Below are 22,416 nucleotides of genomic sequence, written 5' to 3' on the forward strand. Positions count from 1 at the left end.
AGAGTCAAATAAGCAAAGATTAACCCTATATAAAACTAAACCAAAAAGATATATACCTTATGTATTTGTTTAGATAGAATAGCCCTGTTTCGATTTCGCATACCATCATGAGCAAGCAACCTACGCCCATAAAAAACATTCAGCAAGAAAAAAAGATTTTTCGTGGCCGCATTTATTTTGCTATTGGATTGGTGTCGGTTTTTATCCTGATTCTGGTGGTGCGCTACAGCTACCTGCAACTTTACCAGCACGAACATTTCCAGACCGTATCCGACAGCAATCGTATTCGATTACAAGCATTACCCCCTGCCCGCGGTTATATTTACGATCGCAACGGTATTTTACTGGCCGATAATTTTCCGGTATTTAGTGCAGTGATTAGCCGTGCTGATATTGAAGATGTAGATCACACCATTGCTCAACTTGTTCCGATTTTTCATTTGACTGATGAAGACATCGAACAATTTCAAAAGCGGGCAAAAACCGCACGTAAAACCGAAGTTTTGTCCATTAAAATGAATTTGAGTGAATCTGAAATTGCCAAATTCAGTGAATTAAAACAAAACTTCCCCGGTGTTCGTATCGAAACGCAAATGACCCGCTATTATCCACATGGAGATTTATTCGCACATGTGATTGGCTATGTCGGCAGAATTAATGATAAAGAATTAAAAACGCTGGATAAAGACCTCTATGCTGGAACCAATCTGATTGGAAAAATCGGGGTCGAAAAATCTTATGAATCTTTGCTGCATGGCAGACCCGGTTATGAGTCTGTAGAGGCGGATGCACATAGTAATATTTTAAGACATTTGGGTCGTAAAGAAGCAGTACGGGGCAATGATTTATATCTTTCTCTGGATTATGGCCTACAAATGGTTGCTTCCGAACAAATGATCGGCAAACGTGGGGCTGTTGTTGCCATCGATCCCAATACAGGAGAGATTTTGGCACTGGTGTCTGCACCTAGCTTTAATCCTAATCTATTTGTCACAGGCATTAGCCACAAGGATTATCGTGATCTAAGCGATAGTCTGGATCAACCACTTTATAACCGTGCCGTACAAGGCTCTTATCCACCTGGCTCAACCATTAAGCCAATGGAAGCCATGGGTGGAATTCACTATAAATATATCGACTGGAATACCAAAATTTTTGATCCAGGTTATTTCCATTTACCCGGTGATAGTCATAAATTCCGTGACTGGAAAAAAAGCGGCCATGGTATAGTCGATATTAATAAAGCGATTGTAGAGTCCTGTGATACATTTTTTTATGTACTGTCCTATCAGATGGGCATTGATAAAATGCATACATGGATGTCGCAATTTGGTTTTGGACAGAAAACCGGTGTCGATCTGCCGAGTGAAAGTTCCGGATTATATCCATCTCCGGAATGGAAAATGCGTACCCGCAATAAACCGTGGCTGAAAGGTGAAACGATTTCAGTCAGTATCGGTCAGGGTGCATTTACTGCGACGCCTCTACAGCTTGCCCTTGCAACAGCCATTACAGCCAATTACGGACAGCATGTGAAACCACATGTATTAAGAGAAACCAAAGGCGAAAAAGTACTCAAGGTACTGCATGGCAGTGACTTCAAAATCGACTTTGACGGCACGCAAGATGACTGGGAAAAAATGCATGCCGCCATGGTTGCAGTAATCAATTCCGGTACTGGTAGAGGCATTCGCACACCTTTTTATTCCATTGCAGGTAAAACAGGTACAGCACAAGTTAAGAGTATTGCTCAAGGTAAACGCTACAATGAAGCTTTACTTAAAGAACGTGAATATGACCATGGTTTGTTTGTTGGTTTTGCCCCTGCGGATGAGCCTAAAATTGCTGTAGCAGTGATCTGGGAAAATGGTCGACATGGTGGATCAGCCGCAAAAATTGCCAAACCAATTTTTGACTACTGGCTCTTAAAACGTGAAAAAGATCCGATCAAACCTGTTCCCCCACCTGTGAATGGTGGTTTAATGACAGCAGGTGCAAAACCTGCCGAATTGCCAACTAGTGGCGTATTACAAAGTACGCCAACACCGCCAGCCAATAACACACCACCATCTGCTGCTGAGGATGAAGAATGAAAAACCAGTTACGCATTATTGGTGGTGAATTTAAACGTCGCCAATTACCTTTTGCCACGATAGAAGGATTACGTCCTACGCCAGACCGCATACGAGAAACACTTTTTAACTGGCTGATGTGGGATATTCAGGGGGCAAAAGTACTCGATCTTTGCGCCGGTTCAGGCGCATTAGGTTTTGAGGCATTATCTCGTGGTGCCAAACAGGTGGTGATGATCGAACCAAATCCGCAACAAAGCAAATTTTTAAAACAAAATATTGCGGTCCTCAAAACCGAACAGGTCCAAATCGTACACGCAACAGCTCAACAGGCTTTGGCAACACTGCATGAAAATTTTGATTTGGTTTTTCTGGATCCACCCTATGCATTAAATCTATGGCAGGAACTGGCGGAATTGGTTAATCCAAAATTAAATAAAAATGGCTTTATTTATGTTGAAGCAAACCAGAATCTAGACACACTGACATTACCAACTGACTGGAAACTGATCAAAAATACCAAAGCAGGTCTGGTTAAAGCCGGATTATTTCAAAAAATTTAATTCTCTCCATAAAATATCCTATATTACGTTTTTTTAATAGATTGACTTAAATCTATACGAATCAAAAAAAAGGGATTAAAATACTATACCAAAGTACTATGAGTTCTAGATTGAGCATGACAAACTCAATTTTGTTCCTCTTGGGAAATCATCAAAAATATCAATCTTATTCAGCATTTAGAATAATCTTCATTGGTAAATTAATTATTTTATTAATTAAGATCATTCATATTGCACATACCTTAACCCTAAGGTGAAAATATGACAAATAACGCTGTTTCCAATAAAAAGACAGTTTATCTTAATGTGTTTCGACTTTTATTTGTATTACTCACATTAATTATTGCTGTTGCACTTATTTTTGGTGGCATAAAATTACTGAGTCTTGGTGGCTCCAGTTATTATTTAATTGCTGGTGTTGCATATCTTGCAATCGCAGCACTTTATTTGCTACGCAACAAAATAGGTTTATGGCTATCTATCATTACGTATATTGCCACAGTCATCTGGGCATTTTACGAAGTTCAGGCATTTGATTACTGGCAATTATTACCCCGTCTGGTGATTCCGACCATTATTGTCGTACTCAGCCTGTGGCTGAATCCTATCTTTAAAACCGTGACTGTACAAGCTGGCAGACTTGCCAATTATGTCGGTATTGCAGGGTTTCTGGGCTGTGTTGCTGCACTCATTGCTGCATTTTTCCCACACGGAAAAATTTATAATCCAGTCGATATTAGCCCTGATCAAACCAAGGCAACAGTTAATCCTGCTAATCCGGAAAACTGGGATCATTTTGGACGCAATGCAACAGGTACCCGCTTTGCACCTTATGATCAAATCACCCCGGAAAATATTAACCAGCTAAAAGTAGCATGGACGTATCGTACAGGCCGTAGTCTGGAAGGTGCAGCCGGTGTCGATGAAAATACGCCATTGCAAATTGGCGATACACTTTATTCCTGTACGCCACAAAACATCATTACTGCGATTGATGGTGATACTGGTCAGGCAAAATGGAAATTTGATCCAAAATCCCGTACGGCCGAACATGTTACCTGTCGTGCAGTGGCTTATTATGATGTCAATAAAGATACAACCTTATCAGCAGCAGACAAGGCTAAATATGCCACTGGTCAGTGTCAGCAACGAATTGTTGTATCTACTGTAGATTCCCGTCTATTTGCACTTGATGCCAAAAGCGGTGAGCTTTGTGCAGGTTTTGGTAATAATGGTTTTGTTGATCTTGATCATCAAATGGGACCAACAGAAAAAAGTAAACGCTACCACCCAACTTCTGTTCCGGTGTTAATGGGACATAATGCAGTGATTGGTGGCTGGGTACGTGACATCATGCATGGTGAACCCTCTGGTGTAGTACGTGCTTATAATGTTTTAGATGGTTCTCTGGCCTGGGCTTGGGATGTGGGTGATCCTGAGAATACTGGCGCACCTGCGGCGGATAAAACATTTACACTTGAAACCCCCAATATGTGGACTATTCCTACCTATGATAAGGATCTGAATCTAATCTATTTACCAACAGGTAATGGTCCGCCGGATTATTGGGGCGGTGATCGTGGTCCTGCAAAAGAAAAATTTGGTTCGGCTGTGGTGGCTGTTGATGCCTCAACAGGTAAAACCAAATGGTCCTATCAAACTGTACATCATGATGTATGGGATTATGACTTACCTTCACAACCTGTACTGTATGATGTAACCAATGATCAGGGTGAAAAAGTTCCTGCATTAATTCAAACCACAAAAACAGGTAACATTTTTGTGCTGGATCGTCGTACCGGTCAACCTGTCACCAAAGTAGAAGAACGTCCAGTCGCAACCTCTCCACATGCGGTTGGCGAAAAACTTTCTCCGACACAACCATTTTCGGTAGGTATGCCAATCATTGGTGCAGAAACCCTGACAGAAAAAAGTATGTGGGGTGTCAGTACCTTTGATCAATTGTATTGTCGGATCAAGTTTAAAGATTCAATCTATCAGGGTGCATTTACCCCACCAACTGAAAAACCGTATATTGAATGGCCAAGCCTGTTAGGTGGTATGAACTGGGGTGGTATTACCATTGATGAACGTACCAACGTTATGTATGTCAATGATATGCGTATGCCGCTTCGGATGTCTTTGGTTACTCAGGAAGAAGCGAAAAACTTTAAAGTTTCGACTGATGAAGTACCTGGATTTATGGGCACCATTCGTCCACAAATTGGTGGTATCTATGGTGGTGTACGTATCGATATTTTACAATCCCCACTGGGTATTCCATGTAATAACCCGCCATTTGGTACCATGAGTGCGATTGATCTCAATAGCAAAAAACTGATCTGGCAAGTGCCAATGGGTACTGCGAAAGAGCTTGGTCCATTTGGGATTAAATCGCATCTGCCAATGCCTATTGGTATGCCAACTTTGGGCGGTCCAACTTCTACAGCATCTGGCTTGATTTTCTTTGCAGGTACACAAGATTATTATCTACGTGCGCTTGATGCAAAAACCGGAAAAGAAATCTGGAAAGCACCTCTCCCTGTTGCTGCGGTTGCTGCACCATTGATTTATCAGTCACCTAAAACCGGTAAACAATATGTCGTTATTTCCGCAGGTGGTGCAAGTCACTCCAAAGATGTCGGTGATTATATTATTGCCTATGCCCTACCAGACAATTTAATCAAAAAATAAGGATTGATTAAATTAAAGACTTCCCTAAATCTATGTATATAGGTTTAGGGATTTTTTATGCCCAAACATAAAAAAATGGCATATCCAAAGACATGCCATTTTCTCCAAACCCTAAAATTTAGGCTTTCATTTCAGCAAAAGTCTCTTTTGCAGCCTGAATGGTTTTTTCAATATCCTCATCAGAATGCGCAGAAGAAATAAATGCTGCTTCAAATGCCGAAGGCGCAAAATAAACACCACGGCGCAACATGCCATGAAAGAATTGCTTAAAGGCATCTACATCGCATTTCAGCATCGAATCAAAACTGGAAATATCGTCCTGATCGGTAAAATACAGACCAAACATGCCACCAACCTGTTGAGTTTTAAAGGCAATGCCAGCATCGTTTGCTGCCTGCTCTAATCCAGCCAGTAATTTTGCCAATTGCGCTTCCAGTTTTTCATAAAAACCATCCTGACGGATATGCTTAAACATTTCCAGACCAGCACGCATTGCCAGTGGATTACCTGATAATGTACCTGCCTGATAAACGCCGCCAAGCGGTGCAATGCACTGCATGATTTCACGCTTACCGCCAAAAGCACCCACAGGCAAACCAGCACCAATGATTTTACCCAGCGTCACGAGATCAGGTTTCACATCATAGAGTGTATGTGCACCGCCTAGGGCCACACGAAAACCAGTCATCACTTCATCAATAATAAATACAGATTTGTATTCATCACATAACGCACGAATGGTCTGTAAAAAGCCATCTTTGGGCTTGACCAGATTCATATTGCCCGCTACAGGCTCAACAATCACCCCTGCGATTTGACTACCAAATTTGGCAAAACATTCTTTCAATGCATCAATGTCGTTATAGGGTAAGACAATGGTATGTTTGGCAAAATCTTCCGGTACACCTTTTGATGTTGGTTCACCAAAAGTGAGTAACCCCGATCCGGCTTTGACCAGCAAAGAATCGGAATGACCGTGATAACAACCTTCAAATTTAATAATTTGGTCACGTCCAGTATAGCCACGGGCCAGACGAATTGCCGTCATGGTGGCTTCCGTACCCGAATTGGTCATGCGGATCAAATCCACTGCGGGCAGAATGTCACAGATCACATCGGCAAGGGAGGTTTCTGCAACTGTTGGTGCACCATAGCTTAGGCCATCTTCGGCTGCCGCTTGTACTGCTTTAACGATATCAGGATGAGAATGGCCCAGAATCATTGGTCCCCAAGAACCGACATAATCAATATATTGATTGTCATCTTCATCCCACAAATATGCACCCTTGGCACGTTTGATAAAGACTGGTGTCCCGCCCACCCCTTTAAATGCACGTACAGGAGAATTTACCCCACCCGGGATATGTTTACTGGCTTCTTCAAAGAGTTGTGCCTGTTTTGCAGAAATGAACATAAAACTTTCTCGCAATTATTGAAATAACTTTGCCCAAGCATCGACACGCCCGGGAATTTGCTCTGGAGCTAAACCCAGTATATCACTGACCACCGCACAAAGGCTTGCTCCAGCATCGATCACCACCTGTGAATTCTCTACCGTTAGCCCACCAATCGCACAGATTGGGACATTCAATTGCTGTTTTGCCTGCTGAATCACAGCAATCCCGACATTGCCAGCTTCCGGTTTGGTACTGGTGGCATAGACTGCACCAAAGGCCACATAGCTCGCGCCATCAGCAATCGCCTGCTCTGCCAATTGCAGCGAATTTAAACAGGTTCGCCCAATGATGGCATCTTTACCCAAAACTTGTCTGGCATGCTGTATTGAACCATCATCCTGCCCCAGATGTACATGCACACCAAACTGTCTCGCTTGATCAAGATCATCATTGATAATCAAAGGCACCGCGTATTGATTACACAACTTAAAAATCTGTTCGATTTCCTGAGTTTGATCAGCCTTTGCTACTTTTTTACGCCGATATTGTAATAATGCAACCTTTCGGGTTGCCAACGCAGCCTGTAGCTTTTGCAATAACAATGCGAATGGATCATCGTTGGTGATCAGATAAAGTCCTTGCATATTCTTGATTCCTAAAAGATTTCATTATACGTAAATAAATGCTATAGGCTGTATGACCAGTATTTCAGCCCGTTGATAGTTCTGAAGATTTCTGCTAACAATGATTTCGCATGGATAATATAAGGCAATAGCATATTATATTGCCTTATCATCAACCTAGCCAATATTCCTCAAACTCAACAACGGTGCAATTTGCCAAAGTTTTTGCAAGCGATAGCGACCAATCACACCACATATCATTGCCATCAATAAAGGCAGAATCAACCAATATTGCCAGTGTAATGTCCATGCGATTTCCATTTTCCATGCCACGATATAGGATACTGTTTCGGCGAAGGCAATCGCCAGCACCCCAGCACCAGCTCCAATACAGGCAAGCTCAATGCTCAGGTAACGTTTTAACTGTGCTTGTGACATACCAATTGCACGTAACAAGGCAACTTCATGTTTACGCTCGTCCATCAATAAATTCAGGCAGGCCAATAGCACCAGTACACCGGCAGCAAATACCAAAAATGCCAGAATACTAATGATCTGTGCAATCACGCTCACCAGTTGTTTGATTTGTTCAATAATGCCATCAATATCAATAAATACTGTGGTTGGAAATTGATTAATCAATTCAGCCATCTGCTGATTGTGTTGGGGTGGTACATAGAAACTGCCAAGATAACTGCCCGCATTTTCATCTAACGTATCAGGAGAAAAAATAAAGAAAAAGTTTGGACTGAAACTTTCCCATTCAACAATTCTAAAACTGACCACTTTGGCTTCAATGTCACCATCGGGAAGCTCGAAGCCAAGTTGATCGCCCAACTGTATTCCCAGACTCTCCGCAGTATCTTTTTCAACCGAGACCTGGTACGTTGCTGTAAAATCTTTTGTTCCTGCCACAATACGATTGTCTTTAGGAAACGTTGCGCTTTGAGTTAAATTTAATTCCCGTTTCAGACTATTGTTTTTCCTCACCACATCTTCACTAAATGCTTCGCCATTCTTGGCAATCAAACGACCACGAATATTTGGATATAGCGTTGTCGATTGCCATTGTCGTTCTGCCAATGCTTGTTCAAAAGGTGCCTTATCAAACGGCGGCAAGCCATAAACAAATTGATTTGGTGTACCTACAGGCAATTGTTGCTGCCAACGCTCGAACATATCACTGCGCAATAAAAATAACACAGTAATCAGGCTTAAACCCAGTGCCAAGGCTGTCATTTGCAGGCTGACTTTGGCAGGTTCACGTACCCATTGTTCAAAGCGAAAATGCATTTTTCTTAAAGCAGTTAATATGAGCCAAACCACAGCAAATAGTACAAAACACAATACAAAAATTGCAGCAATAACAGATAAGGTTAAACCAATATTTTCAGTGAGATACAGGGTAAATAGCGATAAACTAATCACTGCCGAAGCAATCACGATCCATACTGCAACCTGATCAAACTGGCTTTGACGCAAAACACGAATCGGTGGGACTTTGGCAAGGTGTAAAATACTCGGTAAAACAAAGCCGGCAAGTACAATCAAGCAGGTAAAGACTGCATTAGGTAATGGTCCCAAAACAATCGCCCATAGCGAAAACTGCAAACTGATATGGGGAATGGTTGTGAGCATAAGTTTCAGCAAAGCAAAACCAAAAATTACGCCAAAAATACTGCCGAGTAATGTTGCCAACAATGCTACCACAGCCAGCAACGCCACAAATGCGCCCAGCAATTGCTTACGCGAAGCACCCAAACACCGCAGCATTGCAATATGATCCTGATTTTGTGCCACATAGCGTTGACTGGTTAAGGCTATGGCAATCCCGCATAATAATAACGTCAATAAATTGGCCAGTTGCATATAGGTTTCAAGATTGCGGATGGGACGCATCAGTCGTGAATTGCTATCGCTTGCCGAACGCAGTTTTAAAGGTTCTTGTATAAACTGTGCATATTGTTGTTCAAATTGTCTAAGCTGATTTGGTTCTCCCGACATTAACAAGCGATAATCAATCCGGCTACCCACCTGAATCGCATTGGTTTTTGCCACATCCTGAAGATGAATAATGACCGTAGGTGAAAAGCCCGACAAACCTGTTTCCTGATTGGCATCATGTTCAATCTCACCAGTGACCTTAAATTCTGCATCGGCAATATAAATGCGATCACCAATTTTTACTTTTAATAAGTCAAATACCCTTGGGGTCAGCCAGATCTGTCCCGGCTGAATCTGTTTTACATCAGGAGAAATCTGCAAATCGCCACGCAATGGAAAGGCATCATCAATGGCTTTGACATTGACCATGACAAATTGTTCGCCGGTATGTGCCATCGAACTAAAAACATAGTTTTGTGAGGTCTGCAAGTGTGTTTCTCTGGCGCGATCCAGCCAAATAGGCTCAATCGGCTGACTTGAACTGAGTACTAAATCGGCTGCAAGTAACTCCCCTGCTTGCTGCTCAATGGCATATTGAATCTGTTGATTACTAAACTTAAGTGCTGTTGTAGCACTAATCGCCAATGATAAGGCAACAATCAATAAAGCAATCCCGCCACTATGTAAACTTTGTCGAAACAGACTGGAAAAAAGCCGAAACATGATTACAAAGCTCCATGCTGTATGGATTGGTTTAGCTCAAATTCTGATGGATTGGAGGTTTTTGTCTTGATCTCACCCATGCTTCGTTCATGGATATTGCCATCGACCAGTTGAATCTGTCTTTGGCACTGTGCCGCGAGTTTGGCATCGTGCGTGACCAATACCAACGTTGTACCCAGTTCTTTATTCATCTGAAATAACAAATGCTCAATCTCTTTTGCCGTTTCACCATCAAGATTACCGGTTGGCTCATCGGCAAAAACCACTTTTGGTTGTGTTACTAGTGCACGGGCAATGGCTACACGCTGTTGCTCACCACCGGATAAAACTTTGGGAGTTTGCTGCATTTGACGGGATAGTCCGACTTGTTCCAGCATTTCAGTTGCACGTTTTTTTGCATCGGCATACTGATATTGAGCTTGCAAGCGCATCGGCAACATGACGTTATCCAGTGCGGTTAAATGTGGTAGTAGCTGAAAAGACTGAAAGACAAAACCAATATTTTCCAGACGAACTTTGGCACGTTGTTCTTCATTCATTTGATAGATCGGATAATCACACAGATAAACCTCTCCACTAGAAGGCCGATCCAATGCAGCCAGTAATCCCAGCAAGGTGGATTTACCAGAACCCGAACGTCCTGTGATGGCCACTTGTTCCCGAGCGAATATTTCCAGATTAATCTCTTTTAATACATGTATTTTTTGGTCATGAATTTGTATCACTTGTGAGAGATTTTTGGTTTTTATCACTGTTTTTTCAGAACTTTGTGGCATGATGGTAGAAGCCTTAACTATTTATTTGTGGAGTCATGGGATGTTACCCAAACTGCGTTTAATTCTGATCACATTCACACTTGGCAGCTTGGCAAGTATGTCCTTGCAGGCCAAAACCATTTTAATCGTGGGTGATAGTATTAGTGCAGCTTATGGCATGTCGCCTGAACAGGGTTGGGTGAAACTGCTACAACAACGTATAGAACAAAAGTACCCTAAACAGCATCGTGTGGTCAATGCCAGTGTCAGTGGGGAAACCACCAGTGGCGCACTGGCAAGGTTACCCAAACTCCTTAGCACCTATAAACCTGAGATTGTTGTCATTGAACTTGGCGGTAATGATGGCTTGCGCGGACAACCGCCACAGTTGATTCAAAAGAATTTATCTCAACTGGTTCAGCTCAGTAAAAATAGTAAGGCGCAAGTATTGTTATTTGGCATGAAAATTCCACCGAATTATGGCACCAGCTATAGTAAAGCCTTTGAAAATAATTATCAGGTGGTGGCAAAACAGCATAATATCCAACTGCTGCCTTTTTTTCTTGAGGGTGTGGCTGGTAATAATGCCTTAATGCAGTCAGATCTGATTCATCCCAATGTTAAAGCACAAAGCAAACTACTTGATTCTGCATGGAAATATATTGAACCCAGCCTGAAAAAATAAACGTCGTAAAGATGATGCTTTCAATTGAATGTTTTGTACAGGATCAAAAAGAAAGCATCAATCTACCATTAAAAATTATAAAAAATCATCAACTTAAATCGTAAAATACTGCAAAATATACACCTATACAAAATAACAGCACATAAATCGAACCATAGATGATCATATTCTTAAAAGCCTTGTCTGACATGCCACTATCTGCGTATTTTTTTACTGGTTGAGGACGTTTTTCATCATTCATATTCAATCACCCTAGACGTATGCCTTATTTCACCTCCATTATTAAAGGCTAGACAATTAAATAACAGATACACATTCTAGATAAAAAAACATAACAGATTTTATTTCCCTTAAAACTGTTATACTTTTTATGCAGTATTTTGTATCTGGTATTGCCCAAGCAAATCCATAAACATGATCATCTGCCCTCTCTTTTAATATTGTTATCCTTAAGCCCTTTATGTTTAAAGCCGAACAACTTGCCCATACCTTGCATCAACTCATCGAACAGGGCGTGTGGAAACCACATCAAAAACTCCCTTCCTTGCGGGAACAGGCGCAAACCTCCGGTTATAGTTTGATGACAGTTTTAAATGCGTATCAGGAACTCGAAGCACGAGGGCTGGTCTTTGCCAGAGAAAAATCAGGTTATTATGTTGCCGATCAAAACATGCAGCCTACAGCACTGGATCGTATTGAAGATTCCACATTGCAATCCAACATCCAGATGAATTCCTTTGTATTTGATTATCTCAAATCGATACAACCTAACGATATCTTGCCGTTTGGTTCTGCTTTTCCCAATACAGCCTTGCTACATCAACCCAAATTATTACAAATTGTGGCGCAACATGCCCGGCGTAAACAGAGCTATGAAAGTACCGCCAGTATGCCGCCTGGTCTTTTGACATTACAGCAAATCATTGCACGTCGGTATAGTTTGCAAGGCATTGCCACAGAACCACAGGATATTGTCATCACCTCAGGTTGTCTGGATGCATTAAATCTATCATTACAGGCTGTAGCACAACCCGGCGATTATATTTTATTACAACAAACTATTTTTTATGGCGCATGGCAGGCAGCAGAGCGCTTGGGCTTAAATGTAATTACCTTGCCAGAACATCCTGAATATGGCTTTGATCTGGAAAAATTTGAACAATGCCTACAAATGTATCCGATCAAAGTCTGCTGGCTAATGCTCAATAGTCATAATCCGATTGGTTTTAGTGTAAGTGATGACATCAAACAAAAAATTGCACAATTGCTGGCACGCTATAAGGTTTATCTGATTGAAGATGATGTCTATCAGGAACTTTATTTTGGCAGTAAAAAACCATTGTCGGTCAAATATTTTGATCAAGATCATCGAGTCTTGCACTGCTCGTCGTTTTCCAAAACATTAGGTGCCGGTTTTCGGGTCGGCTGGGTTCATCACCGAAAACTTTCCAATCAAATTCAGCATTTGCAATTGATGAGTACCATTGCTGTCAGTCCACTGCTACAACATGCACTGGTTGATTTTTTATCCACACACCATTATGAAAAACATTTACGATCCTTGCGGCTAAAGCTGGAACATCATAAAAAATTATTTTATCGCTATTTAAAACAACACCTGCCCGCAGAATGTGAAGTATATTATTATCCGAGCGGCTATTTCCTCTGGATCAAACTGCCCAAACACATAGACAGTACCCAGCTCTATCAAACACTTTTGCAACATCGTATCGGTATTGCACCGAGTCAGTTGTTTACAGTCAACCGCCAACAGCAACATTTTATCCGTTTAAATTGTTCTTTTGAATTCACCAATCAAACTCAGCATGCACTAGATCTGCTAATTCACAGCATTACATCTGCCAAATTCGATCAATCATCAACATATAGCGATAAGCCTTAAAATAAAATAATTTACTATTAATAATGATTATCAATAGTAGTACAATCCATTAACAATTTATAATTTTTCATCTCCCCCATTGAATTAAAGGATTCAATATGAATCATAATTTTTCTTTGCAGACACTTTGTTGTGCAATGTTAATCGCCCAAACTACACAGATTTTTGCTGAAACCCCAGATTCTTCTACATCAGAGCAAACACCTCAGGTAAAAAGTCTGGAAACCATTGTCGTTACGGCAATTCCTTCATCTGTGATGAGTACCACAACAGGGATGGAGGTAAGCTTAAAGGAAACACCACAATCGATTAGTGTGATTAGTCAGGATCAAATCAAAAATTTGGGGCTCAACAATATTGCCGATGCCTTAAAACAGACCACCGGGATCAATGTCGTTCGGGATTCAGGACGTTATCGGTTTCAATCCCGTGGTTTTTATATTGATCAAATCGAAGAAGATGGTATGAGCAGTACCGTTCCCGGCTCATCGAGTAATCCCTATCGCTCAGCTTCGAGTATGACTGATCTGGAAATTTATGATCATATTGAAGTTTTAAAAGGCGCCTCCGGTCTCACTCAGGGCAATGGCGAGCCAGGCGGTACCATCAATGCAGTACGGAAAAAACCGACTGAAGAATTTCAAGCCAATGGCAAACTACAATATGGCAGTTGGAATAATATTCGTTCCAGCTTTGATGTATCCGGTAGCTTAAATCAGGATCAGAGTATTCGTGGACGACTAGTTGCCGTTGCGGGTGATAGTGAATCGTTCAAAAAATCAGTGGAAAAGAATAATCAGACTCTTTATGGCATACTGGATTTTGATTTAAATGATAAAGCCCTGTTCCGTATTGGTGGACTCTATCAACAGGTTGAGGAAACACCAGATATTTTTGGTCTTCCCATGGGCTTAGGCAGTAAAAGTCTTGGTTTAAGTAAAGATACTTTTCTGGGTGCAGACTGGTCGCAAGATAACTTTAAAAAATCCAATATCTTTGCCGAGCTAGTCTATACATTTAATGATGACTGGAAACTCAGTACCAAAGCCAATGCCACATGGTCAGAATCCTTGCAAAAATTTGCTGCTTTGGGCAATGGCAGTAGCAGTTATATTGGTGTCGGTGCTGATGGATTATTGGCACTGAACAATATGCAATATTATGATAATCAAAGCCATGAATGGGGTGCCAATAGCACCTTAACCGGGAAATACTATTTGCTTGGTCGGGAGCATCAATTATTTACTACGATTAGCTACAATAAGGAAGATCATGATTCACGCTGGAAACGGCATATGGATTCAAATCAGTATAATATTTATACTTTTCAGCCCGCACAAATAGCTGAACCTGACTGGAATAACTATACCCTGTTACAAAATGATGTGCTGTATAAAAACCATATCGAACAAAAAGCAATATCTTTAGGCACGCAGTTTAACCTACTGGATCGTTTACATTTGATCGCTGGCGGACGTTATACCGATTTTAGCGCAGGTGGTGATTATCAATATTATACTTGGGCAGGCGCCCCTGACTCGGAATATGGTAAAAACACTGATGTTAACAAGAAAAAGTTTATTCCTTATGCTGGTTTAACCTTTGATATAACGCCTTCAACCAGTACCTATATCAGCCATACCGAAATTTTTAAACCACAAAGTAATAAAGCCCCAGACGGTAGTTTACTTAATCCCGTGGTCGGTAAAAATCAGGAACTCGGGATAAAATCCGAATTATTTGGTGGTGAGCTTAATCTCTCCGCAGCATTATTCCAAATTGAGCAGGAAAATCGTGCGATTGCCATTGTTGGAACCAGTTTTTATGCACCAGAAGGTAAAGTGCGCAGTCGCGGTCTTGATCTGGAAATTTCCGGAAAAATTTTACCCGAATGGCAACTGTTTGCAGGTTATACCTATAACAAGAGTAAATATCTAAAAACAGAAGGGACGATATATGCCAATGGCACAAACTTTAATAAACATACGCCAGAACAGACGTTTAGAGCCTATAGCAGCTATCAGTTTCGTGGCGCTTTAGAAAATTTAACCATAGGTGCAGGCATTACTGCACAAACTGAAAGTGATAGTTTATATAACGTAAAACAAGGCGGTTATACCCTATATAATGCCAATTTACGTTATCAGTTTAATCCAAATTTTGCCTTGAATTTGATCGGACAAAACCTGTCGGATAAGCGTTATTATGAAAATCAAAAAGCTCGTGTTAATGGAATGAATAATTTCTATGGTACACCACGCAATTATCTGCTGAGTCTGGAATGGAATTATTAAAGCACATTCCATCTTGAGTCTAATAAAAAACGCTGCTTTGAATCCAAGGCAGCGTTTTTAATTCATTCAACAATAATTGAAACTATCTTAATGTTCCAAATGCAAACCACATTCACGATGTTCTTCGGCTTTGGTTGGATCAAAATAATCTTCATTATCCGGCAAATTGTGTTTTTGCATGTACATCCATAGATCTTTGGCATGCCAATGTAATAATGGAGCAACTTTAATCAAACCATCCGGATTAATACTGACAGCTTCCATCTGAGCACGTTGCGCTGTATCTGTGGCACGTAAAGCCGTAAACCAAACTTCAGGTTGCATTTCAGCTAAAGCACGATTAAATGGTTCAAGTTTTACTTCTTCGGTAAATGCAGCATGACGTGGATCATCCAAAGCTGGTACAGGTCCATCAATGGCCTCACGATGCGCACGGGAACGCTTAGGCAAATAGGTAATCAGATTCAGATTCAATAGCTTGGTGAGTTCATCAACATAGCGATAAGTGGTTTCGGTATTATAACCATTGTCCATCCACACCACAGGAATATCAGGTTGAATACGTGTCAACATATGTAGAATCACGGCTTCAAATGGACGAAAATTGGTGGTCACAATCGCTTTTTTATTCAGTCCTAATGCCCATTCAACCAGTTTTTCCGCATCATGGCCGATTTCGGCATTTACTTTCTGCAAATCTAGACTCATCACGTCCTCTTAAAATATATTTACTTTAACTCGGCTTATCTTAACATGACTCAGGATCAGAAATAACATTGCACTCAATGAAAAACATGATCCCAAGCATCATAAAATCAAATCATCAATTTCTTTTATTTGTTACTTTTCAGTTGCCATCTGCCTTGCTGCTGCACACCTAAAATACGTAACACCAGTACAAGACTCAGCAACAATAATAAATACCATGAACCGAGTTTGCTCCAACCGACCATATGCCATGCATCAACCTGACTTGGATACAGCCAGATTTGATAAAATGTACTGATATTCTCGGCAATCCAGATTAAAAAGGCTAAAATCACGAACACCAACAACATCGGTAATTGATAGGTACGTTGTTGTACCTGAAATAATAATTTTGTTTTCCAGAAGATAAAAATAGAACAGGCAAATAAAAGATAGCGAATATCGGGTACAAAAAATTTGCTCATAAAATTAATATAAGACAACACCGCCAACAACAGCATCCACCTAAATTCAGGCAAATTAATAAAACTGACCTGAAATAATCTAAGGCTACGAGCAAAAAAACTGCCCACAGCCGAATACATAAACCCAGCAAATAGCGGTACGGTCCAAAGTTTGAATACAGCTGGTTGCGGGTATTGCCACGAGGCAATGGCCGGATGGGTTAAAAAGATTTCCATCACCATCGCCATAAGATGAAATAACGCGATCACCCGAGCTTCAGCCCAGCTTTCCAGTTTAAAATACAGTAATAAAGCCTGAATAATCAGCGCATAAAACAGCAAATAATCGTAACGATAAAAGCCCCAGAACGACTCATATCCCATCGGTGCTGTAATGGCAAAAGCAAGCAATAATAAAATACCAAATAAGGCTGCCGAAACAGCCTTATATAAAAACTCGACCAGAGAGAAAAATAAAATACGCAAGGCTAACCCGAATTAGCGCAAATACTTCTGGCTATATTCATGCACAGTATCAATAAATACTTTTGGATTGGCCGGATCAACCCATTGGGTAATACCATGTCCAAGATTTGCCACATAGCCTGTTTTTTCACCATCAGCATAGGCATCATCAAGCATTAATTTAACTGCTTTTTCAATAGATTGTGCATTACCATACAAGGTCGCCGGATCAAGATTACCCTGCAATGCAGCCCGACCATTTACAGTTTGACGTGCAGTATTTAAGGAGGTGGTCCAGTCCAGTCCAAACGCATCTGCATCTGTGTCCAACATCTGTGCTAACCATTGTCCACCACCCTTGGTAAACAAAATAACCGGAATTTTCTGCCCTTCTTTTTCCTTGATCAAACCTGCGACGATTTTTTGCATATAATTTAAGGAAAATTCGACATATTCACGATGTGCCAATGCCCCGCCCCAACTGTCAAAAATCTGAATCACCTGCGCTCCAGCCTCAATCTGCGCATTCAGATAATCGGTCACAGTCTCTGCCAAATGATCCAACAAAGCGTGTAACAGTTCAGGTCTGGCATACAGCATTTCTTTGCTATAGCGATAATCTTTACTAGAGCCGCCCTCGATCATATAAGTCGCCAATGTCCATGGACTACCAGAAAAACCTATCAAAGGCACTTGACCACCCAAGGCACTGCGAATAGCTTTGACGGCGTTAACGACATAATCCAGATCAGCCCCAATATTGACCTTGGGCAAGGCAGCAATATCCTGCTCACTACGCACGGTCTTTTTAAATTTTGGCCCTTCTCCAGTTTCAAAATACAGGCCTAAGCCCAAAGCATCAGGCACAGTCAAAATATCGGAAAATAAAATGGCTGCATCCAGATCGTAACGACGCAACGGTTGTAATGTGACTTCACAAGCAAAATCAGTATTTTTGCATAATGAAAGGAAATCCCCAGCCTGAGCACGTGTTTCGCGATATTCCGGTAAATAACGTCCAGCCTGACGCATCATCCATACCGGCGTGGTATCTACAGGTTGTCTTAATAAGGCACGAATAAAACGGTCATTTTTTAAAGCAGACATGTTGTTCCTGTCATTGCATACAATGTCGGTGCATCATAGCAAAATGACATGCATCAGGCGAAGTATTTATCTGCCCGATATTGCGAAAAAATGTGCCCTATTATACAAAAGAGTTACTGTAATTCTTTGTTTCCTTTGTCATACTAGACACAGCATTAGAAAATTTAAATTTATTTTTTTAGGATAATTTATGTTTGCACGTACAATACTCGCCATTAGCCTAGGTTGTGCCATTTCTTCTGTGGTGAATGCAGAAAATACTGTTTCGAATCAAATAGAAACGATTCCAGCCAATAAAAGCGTGCCGATTGAATCATATTCACTAAGTCAAAATAAAGCCGAACCAGCTACTGCTGTACCTGCAATAGATCATCAGGCAGTAATAGACGAAAGTTCTGATGCCGAGGACAATGCAGATGAATCTTCTGTAAATCAACCTTCTGTTGACGCAGCTATAATAGACAATACACCACCGGCACCTGTGACAAACACAGATCGCGCCGTGACAACGACAAGTAAAAACACTCCAACTAAAACTACAGCGAGTTTAGGTACATGGACTTTAGATGGGATTAATAATTCAGTCTGGTCGACGGGTATGCCAATTGATGGTCGCTATCCTGTATTTGCAAAATTACAAGTATTATTAAACGACAATCATGCATCGCCTGGTCCAATAGATGGTGCCATTGGTAAAGCAGAAAATCTAAAAGGTGGAAAAAACAACACTTTAAAAGCAATCTCTGCTTATCAAACCATGAATAATCTGCCTGTTACCGGGATTTTAGATCAAGCAACCTGGGACAGTTTAAATAGTAAATCAAATGCTCCAGCCTTTGTCGAATATACAATTACCGAACAGGATTTGAAAGGACCATACGCTGCATCTATTCCTTCAAACTATGCCGAACAAGCCAAAATGAAGGGCTTATACTACACCCGTGTAACAGAAATGCTGGGTGAAAAATTCCATATGGATGAAGCATTCTTAAAAACTTTAAATCCTAATGCCAGCTTTAAAAAAGCAGGTGAAAAAATTATTGTTGCAAATGTGCGTAACGATTTACCACAAGACATTCATTTGATTATCGCCCATAAAGGTGCAAAACAGCTGTATTTATTTAACAGTCAAAACAAGATGATTGCCTCTTTCCCTGCAACCATTGGCAGTACTGATACACCCTCACCGGAAGGTACATATACCATCAAGAGTATCGCGCCAAATCCATGGTATGGCTATAATCCTAAAAACTTTGTACAAGGTGGTAACATGAAACCTTTATCTTTACCACCTGGACCAAACAATCCTGTTGGAAATATGTGGATTGGCTTATCCAAACCTTCTTTTGGTATTCATGGTACACCAAATCCATCGACCATTTCCAAAACGGCATCACATGGTTGTATCCGTTTGACCAACTGGGATGCCAATGATCTGGCCAAGCGTGTCAAACCGGGTATTACGGTGAAATTCTTGGAATAATCTGATTGTTCTCATTCTAGATGCGTAAATGATTCATCATTTACGCATTTTTTTATCACAAATATTCTCGCATAAAAAAGCAACCCCGAAGGATTGCTCTTGTTTTTAATCAATCTAAAACCGATCAATATTAAACTTAGAAGCTATATTTTGCCATCAAGCCCAAACGGTTATCATCGTATTTATCACCGGCAAATGTTTCACGTTTACCATTGATATATTCAAGACCTAAATCAATAGGCTTAGCTGGTGAATAAATCACGTTAATCCAAGCTTGTTGAACTTCCTTATTAGCACCTGTGACTGCTTTTGCATAAGCATTGTTATCATCAGCATACATACCACCAAATGCTAAAGTTGAACGCAGGTTTGGTAAAATCTGATATGTTCCACCAATTTGGAAAGTATTAAATTCGTTTTGCTCAACTTCACCATTTACAAATGTAGCAGCTGCATTACTACCATAGAGATATTTGCTATTACCTTTCACATGAGAATAATCGCCAAACACCTTCAATTCTGGAATCGCCAGATAGTTTGCACCAACGGCTACACCCCAACCGGTTTTATCTGAACCATTACTTCCATCTGCATTCAGGTCATATTGTTCAACTAAACCACGTACAGATGCCTGACCTTTACCTTCAGCAAATCCTTGTGTTAATTTCGCAGTCAGTACAGGTAATTTATATTTAATGCTATTACCTGTTGTTACCGCATCATCACCTTCTTCCAAAGAAATAAATACCTTCGTTGCTGGCGCTACATCAAAACCATAGCGAACCTGTGGCAAACGTGATGTACCACCACCAATATTGGTATTAAAGTCAATCATTTCAGGTGCATGACTACTTAAAAAGTTAGAAGTGGTTTGACCAAATAACCAGTTGTTATAGGTCAAGTAGGCATGGCGAATACGCAGGTTTTCACCAGTACCATTGCCGGCAAAATCTGCTTCTAATTTACCACCTACATCTGCACCAGCAATCGGCGTTTTAAAATCAATACCGATACGGGTTGTTTTCGCTGTTGCACGAAGTTTATCTTTGGCTGCGCCAGTAGAACTCGAAATCGCGTTAAAGTCGTCGTCTGCACCTTCAATAATATAGTTTGCATCCCCACGAACAAAACCATACAACTTAACTTCTGCCCCTTTTGCAGTTGTCACTTTTAAATCTTTAGGCTGCACATTCATTGCAGGCGGTGCGCCAACAGGTGCTGGTGGTGGAAGTATCTGTGCTTGCTGTGCAGCTTGTTGCTGTACTAAAGCACGAAGCTCCTGAATTTCTGCACGTAACTGTTGAATTTCATCCTGCTGTGGATTGGCATGTACAACTTGTACCATTGATGTTGCAACTGCGATGGTCAAGGCAGTTTTTGCCAATCCTTTATTGATACGAGCAAAGCTCATTCTCTTCTCCTAAATATCCAAAGTGATATATGTATTACAGGTCACGTTTTTAAAGCAAAAAATAGACCAAAAACATACGTCTCATCCGTAATGACTCAACCTTGTATAAGGTCTGCATCCATTGTGAACAATTTGTTAAACTTTTTTTAGCTCTATTAGCCAAAAGTATTATAACGTTATCCATATATGTAAAATGTCATTTTTAGCCGCATAATTTCCATAAAAAACCGCAATTGCCTGCTTTTTCCTCACATAAAAGCCAATATTCAAGAATTCAACCTTATTTTTCTCACGTTTAATTGACTATGCTTTAGTCTAATTTTGTCTAAAATCAGCAAAAAAACTTAGCGATACAAATGAAATGCTCTCGTTTCTCTTGGAAATTCCGCTATAGTTGGCGACAAAGAAAATTCTTTAAGGAGTTATTATGAGTCTGGATCAGGTCAAACTTGTCGATCAAGCCATCACTTCACGACATTCTGTACGTGCATTTTTAGATCAAGCTGTCGATCAACAAACCATTAAAGATATCCTTACTGTCGCCAGCCGAGCACCCTCAGGCACCAATACACAGCCATGGAAAGTCTATGTGGTGACAGGACAAAAACGTCAAGAAATGATTGACCGGGTCTGTAAGGCACAACTTGAGGTCTCCCAAAATCCAGAACTTGCAAAACAATATACAGAAACCTTTGCCTATTATCCGGAAAAATGGATCTCCCCTTTTATTGATCGTCGTCGTGAAAACGGTTGGGGATTGTATGGTCTGCTAAATATTCAAAAAGGCGAAAAAGAAAAAATGGCTGCTCAGCAATTGCGGAACTATCAATTGTTTGATGCACCAGTCGCGCTATATTTTACCGTCAATAAAGCCATGGGCGTGGGATCGAAAATGGATATTTCCATGATGATTCAAAACGTAATGATTGCAGCAAAGGCGCGTGGTTTGGATACCTGTCCACAAGCCGCATGGAACCATTTCCACCCGATTGTTCTGGATGTCTTGAATGCTCCAGATGATGAAGAACTGGTCTGTACCGTCGCTTTAGGCTATGCCGATCCGCAGCATATTGTAAATACCTTTATTACCCCACGTTTACCGGTAGAAGAATTTACGGTATTTCTAGATTAAAACTTTAAATGAGAAAGTGTTTTCATTAAAACAATCTATCAGATGATGCTCATAGCATTGGGCATCTATAGATT

General features: G+C 40.7%; 17 protein-coding genes. 8 read left to right on the forward strand and 9 right to left on the reverse strand.

Going from position 1 to position 22,416, the window contains the following annotated elements; genetic code table 11:
• The first annotated feature begins 107 nt into the window (after positions 1-107).
• The 3 genes from mrdA (at position 108) to CAP51_RS15220 (ending at position 5,329) form a co-directional block, all read left to right on the forward strand.
• Complete coding sequence (gene mrdA / locus CAP51_RS15210) at positions 108-2,093, forward strand: penicillin-binding protein 2 (protein WP_087621602.1); 1,986 nt, start codon at positions 108-110, stop codon at positions 2,091-2,093.
• Positions 2,090-2,635, forward strand: a complete 546-nt coding sequence (gene rsmD / locus CAP51_RS15215; RefSeq protein WP_087621603.1) for a 16S rRNA (guanine(966)-N(2))-methyltransferase RsmD — start codon at positions 2,090-2,092, stop codon at positions 2,633-2,635. The genes mrdA and rsmD overlap by 4 nt, the downstream gene beginning before the upstream one ends.
• A gap of 261 nt (positions 2,636-2,896) precedes the next feature.
• A complete protein-coding gene (locus CAP51_RS15220; protein WP_087621604.1) occupies positions 2,897-5,329 on the forward strand; it encodes a membrane-bound PQQ-dependent dehydrogenase, glucose/quinate/shikimate family in 2,433 nt (810 codons plus the stop codon).
• A gap of 118 nt (positions 5,330-5,447) precedes the next feature.
• On the opposite strand, the gene hemL is transcribed toward CAP51_RS15220, so the two are convergent.
• The 4 genes from hemL to CAP51_RS15240 all read right to left on the reverse strand — a co-directional run bounded on the left by hemL (position 5,448) and on the right by CAP51_RS15240 (position 10,732).
• A complete protein-coding gene (gene hemL, locus CAP51_RS15225; RefSeq protein ID WP_087621605.1) occupies positions 5,448-6,743 on the reverse strand; it encodes a glutamate-1-semialdehyde 2,1-aminomutase in 1,296 nt (431 codons plus the stop codon).
• 15 nt (positions 6,744-6,758) lie between these two features.
• Positions 6,759-7,370, reverse strand: a complete 612-nt coding sequence (gene thiE / locus CAP51_RS15230; protein WP_087621606.1) for a thiamine phosphate synthase — start codon at positions 7,368-7,370, stop codon at positions 6,759-6,761.
• A 156-nt stretch (positions 7,371-7,526) separates the two neighbouring features.
• A complete protein-coding gene (locus tag CAP51_RS15235) occupies positions 7,527-9,956 on the reverse strand; it encodes an ABC transporter permease (protein ID WP_087621607.1) in 2,430 nt (809 codons plus the stop codon).
• 2 nt (positions 9,957-9,958) lie between these two features.
• Positions 9,959-10,732, reverse strand: a complete 774-nt coding sequence (locus CAP51_RS15240) for an ABC transporter ATP-binding protein (RefSeq protein WP_087621608.1) — start codon at positions 10,730-10,732, stop codon at positions 9,959-9,961.
• Positions 10,733-10,772: 40 nt separating this feature from the next.
• Here CAP51_RS15240 and CAP51_RS15245 point away from each other — a divergent pair, with 40 nt between their 5' ends.
• Positions 10,773-11,396 carry an arylesterase gene (locus CAP51_RS15245; protein ID WP_213062702.1) on the forward strand — a complete coding sequence of 208 codons (624 nt, stop codon included), beginning with the start codon at positions 10,773-10,775 and terminating at the stop codon, positions 11,394-11,396.
• A gap of 88 nt (positions 11,397-11,484) precedes the next feature.
• On the opposite strand, the gene CAP51_RS17355 is transcribed toward CAP51_RS15245, so the two are convergent.
• Entirely contained in the window at positions 11,485-11,637 is a 153-nt protein-coding gene (locus CAP51_RS17355; RefSeq protein ID WP_171294808.1) for a hypothetical protein, read from the reverse strand.
• Between the two features lie 219 nt (positions 11,638-11,856).
• On the opposite strand from CAP51_RS17355, the gene CAP51_RS15250 reads away from it, so the two are divergent.
• The gene (locus CAP51_RS15250) at positions 11,857-13,299 is read left to right on the forward strand and encodes an aminotransferase-like domain-containing protein (protein ID WP_087621609.1); all 1,443 of its coding nucleotides are present in this window, start codon (positions 11,857-11,859) and stop codon (positions 13,297-13,299) included.
• A gap of 98 nt (positions 13,300-13,397) precedes the next feature.
• Positions 13,398-15,593 carry a TonB-dependent siderophore receptor gene (locus CAP51_RS15255; protein ID WP_087621610.1) on the forward strand — a complete coding sequence of 732 codons (2,196 nt, stop codon included), beginning with the start codon at positions 13,398-13,400 and terminating at the stop codon, positions 15,591-15,593.
• Between the two features lie 87 nt (positions 15,594-15,680).
• Here CAP51_RS15255 and CAP51_RS15260 read toward each other — a convergent pair whose 3' ends face one another.
• The 3 genes from CAP51_RS15260 to hemE form a co-directional block, all read right to left on the reverse strand.
• Positions 15,681-16,301 (reverse strand): phosphoadenosine phosphosulfate reductase domain-containing protein, encoded by a 621-nt coding sequence (locus CAP51_RS15260; RefSeq protein ID WP_087621611.1) that lies wholly within the window; start codon positions 16,299-16,301, stop codon positions 15,681-15,683.
• 125 nt (positions 16,302-16,426) lie between these two features.
• Positions 16,427-17,224, reverse strand: coding sequence for a DUF817 family protein (locus CAP51_RS15265; protein WP_245809183.1), 798 nt, complete (start codon positions 17,222-17,224; stop codon positions 16,427-16,429).
• 18 nt (positions 17,225-17,242) lie between these two features.
• The gene (gene hemE, locus CAP51_RS15270) at positions 17,243-18,316 is read right to left on the reverse strand and encodes a uroporphyrinogen decarboxylase (protein WP_087621613.1); all 1,074 of its coding nucleotides are present in this window, start codon (positions 18,314-18,316) and stop codon (positions 17,243-17,245) included.
• 190 nt (positions 18,317-18,506) lie between these two features.
• Here hemE and CAP51_RS15275 point away from each other — a divergent pair, with 190 nt between their 5' ends.
• A complete protein-coding gene (locus tag CAP51_RS15275; protein WP_087621614.1) occupies positions 18,507-19,799 on the forward strand; it encodes a L,D-transpeptidase family protein in 1,293 nt (430 codons plus the stop codon).
• Positions 19,800-19,935: 136 nt separating this feature from the next.
• On the opposite strand, the gene CAP51_RS15280 is transcribed toward CAP51_RS15275, so the two are convergent.
• The gene (locus tag CAP51_RS15280) at positions 19,936-21,210 is read right to left on the reverse strand and encodes a DcaP family trimeric outer membrane transporter (protein ID WP_087621615.1); all 1,275 of its coding nucleotides are present in this window, start codon (positions 21,208-21,210) and stop codon (positions 19,936-19,938) included.
• A 427-nt stretch (positions 21,211-21,637) separates the two neighbouring features.
• On the opposite strand from CAP51_RS15280, the gene CAP51_RS15285 reads away from it, so the two are divergent.
• Complete coding sequence (locus tag CAP51_RS15285; RefSeq protein ID WP_087621616.1) at positions 21,638-22,342, forward strand: nitroreductase; 705 nt, start codon at positions 21,638-21,640, stop codon at positions 22,340-22,342.
• Positions 22,343-22,416 lie beyond the last annotated feature (74 nt).

Source organism: Acinetobacter populi (assembly GCF_002174125.1).
GTDB lineage: Bacteria > Pseudomonadota > Gammaproteobacteria > Pseudomonadales > Moraxellaceae > Acinetobacter > Acinetobacter populi.

Coding starts and splice junctions, on each gene's coding strand:
- mrdA (WP_087621602.1), top strand. CDS start 108: ATGAGCAAGCAACCTACGCCCATAAAAAACATTCAGCAAGAAAAAAAG.
- rsmD (WP_087621603.1), top strand. CDS start 2,090: ATGAAAAACCAGTTACGCATTATTGGTGGTGAATTTAAACGTCGCCAA.
- CAP51_RS15220 (WP_087621604.1), top strand. CDS start 2,897: ATGACAAATAACGCTGTTTCCAATAAAAAGACAGTTTATCTTAATGTG.
- hemL (WP_087621605.1), bottom strand. CDS start 6,743: ATGTTCATTTCTGCAAAACAGGCACAACTCTTTGAAGAAGCCAGTAAA.
- thiE (WP_087621606.1), bottom strand. CDS start 7,370: ATGCAAGGACTTTATCTGATCACCAACGATGATCCATTCGCATTGTTA.
- CAP51_RS15235 (WP_087621607.1), bottom strand. CDS start 9,956: ATGTTTCGGCTTTTTTCCAGTCTGTTTCGACAAAGTTTACATAGTGGC.
- CAP51_RS15240 (WP_087621608.1), bottom strand. CDS start 10,732: ATGCCACAAAGTTCTGAAAAAACAGTGATAAAAACCAAAAATCTCTCA.
- CAP51_RS15245 (WP_213062702.1), top strand. CDS start 10,773: ATGTTACCCAAACTGCGTTTAATTCTGATCACATTCACACTTGGCAGC.
- CAP51_RS17355 (WP_171294808.1), bottom strand. CDS start 11,637: ATGAATGATGAAAAACGTCCTCAACCAGTAAAAAAATACGCAGATAGT.
- CAP51_RS15250 (WP_087621609.1), top strand. CDS start 11,857: ATGTTTAAAGCCGAACAACTTGCCCATACCTTGCATCAACTCATCGAA.
- CAP51_RS15255 (WP_087621610.1), top strand. CDS start 13,398: ATGAATCATAATTTTTCTTTGCAGACACTTTGTTGTGCAATGTTAATC.
- CAP51_RS15260 (WP_087621611.1), bottom strand. CDS start 16,301: ATGAGTCTAGATTTGCAGAAAGTAAATGCCGAAATCGGCCATGATGCG.
- hemE (WP_087621613.1), bottom strand. CDS start 18,316: ATGTCTGCTTTAAAAAATGACCGTTTTATTCGTGCCTTATTAAGACAA.
- CAP51_RS15275 (WP_087621614.1), top strand. CDS start 18,507: ATGTTTGCACGTACAATACTCGCCATTAGCCTAGGTTGTGCCATTTCT.
- CAP51_RS15280 (WP_087621615.1), bottom strand. CDS start 21,210: ATGAGCTTTGCTCGTATCAATAAAGGATTGGCAAAAACTGCCTTGACC.
- CAP51_RS15285 (WP_087621616.1), top strand. CDS start 21,638: ATGAGTCTGGATCAGGTCAAACTTGTCGATCAAGCCATCACTTCACGA.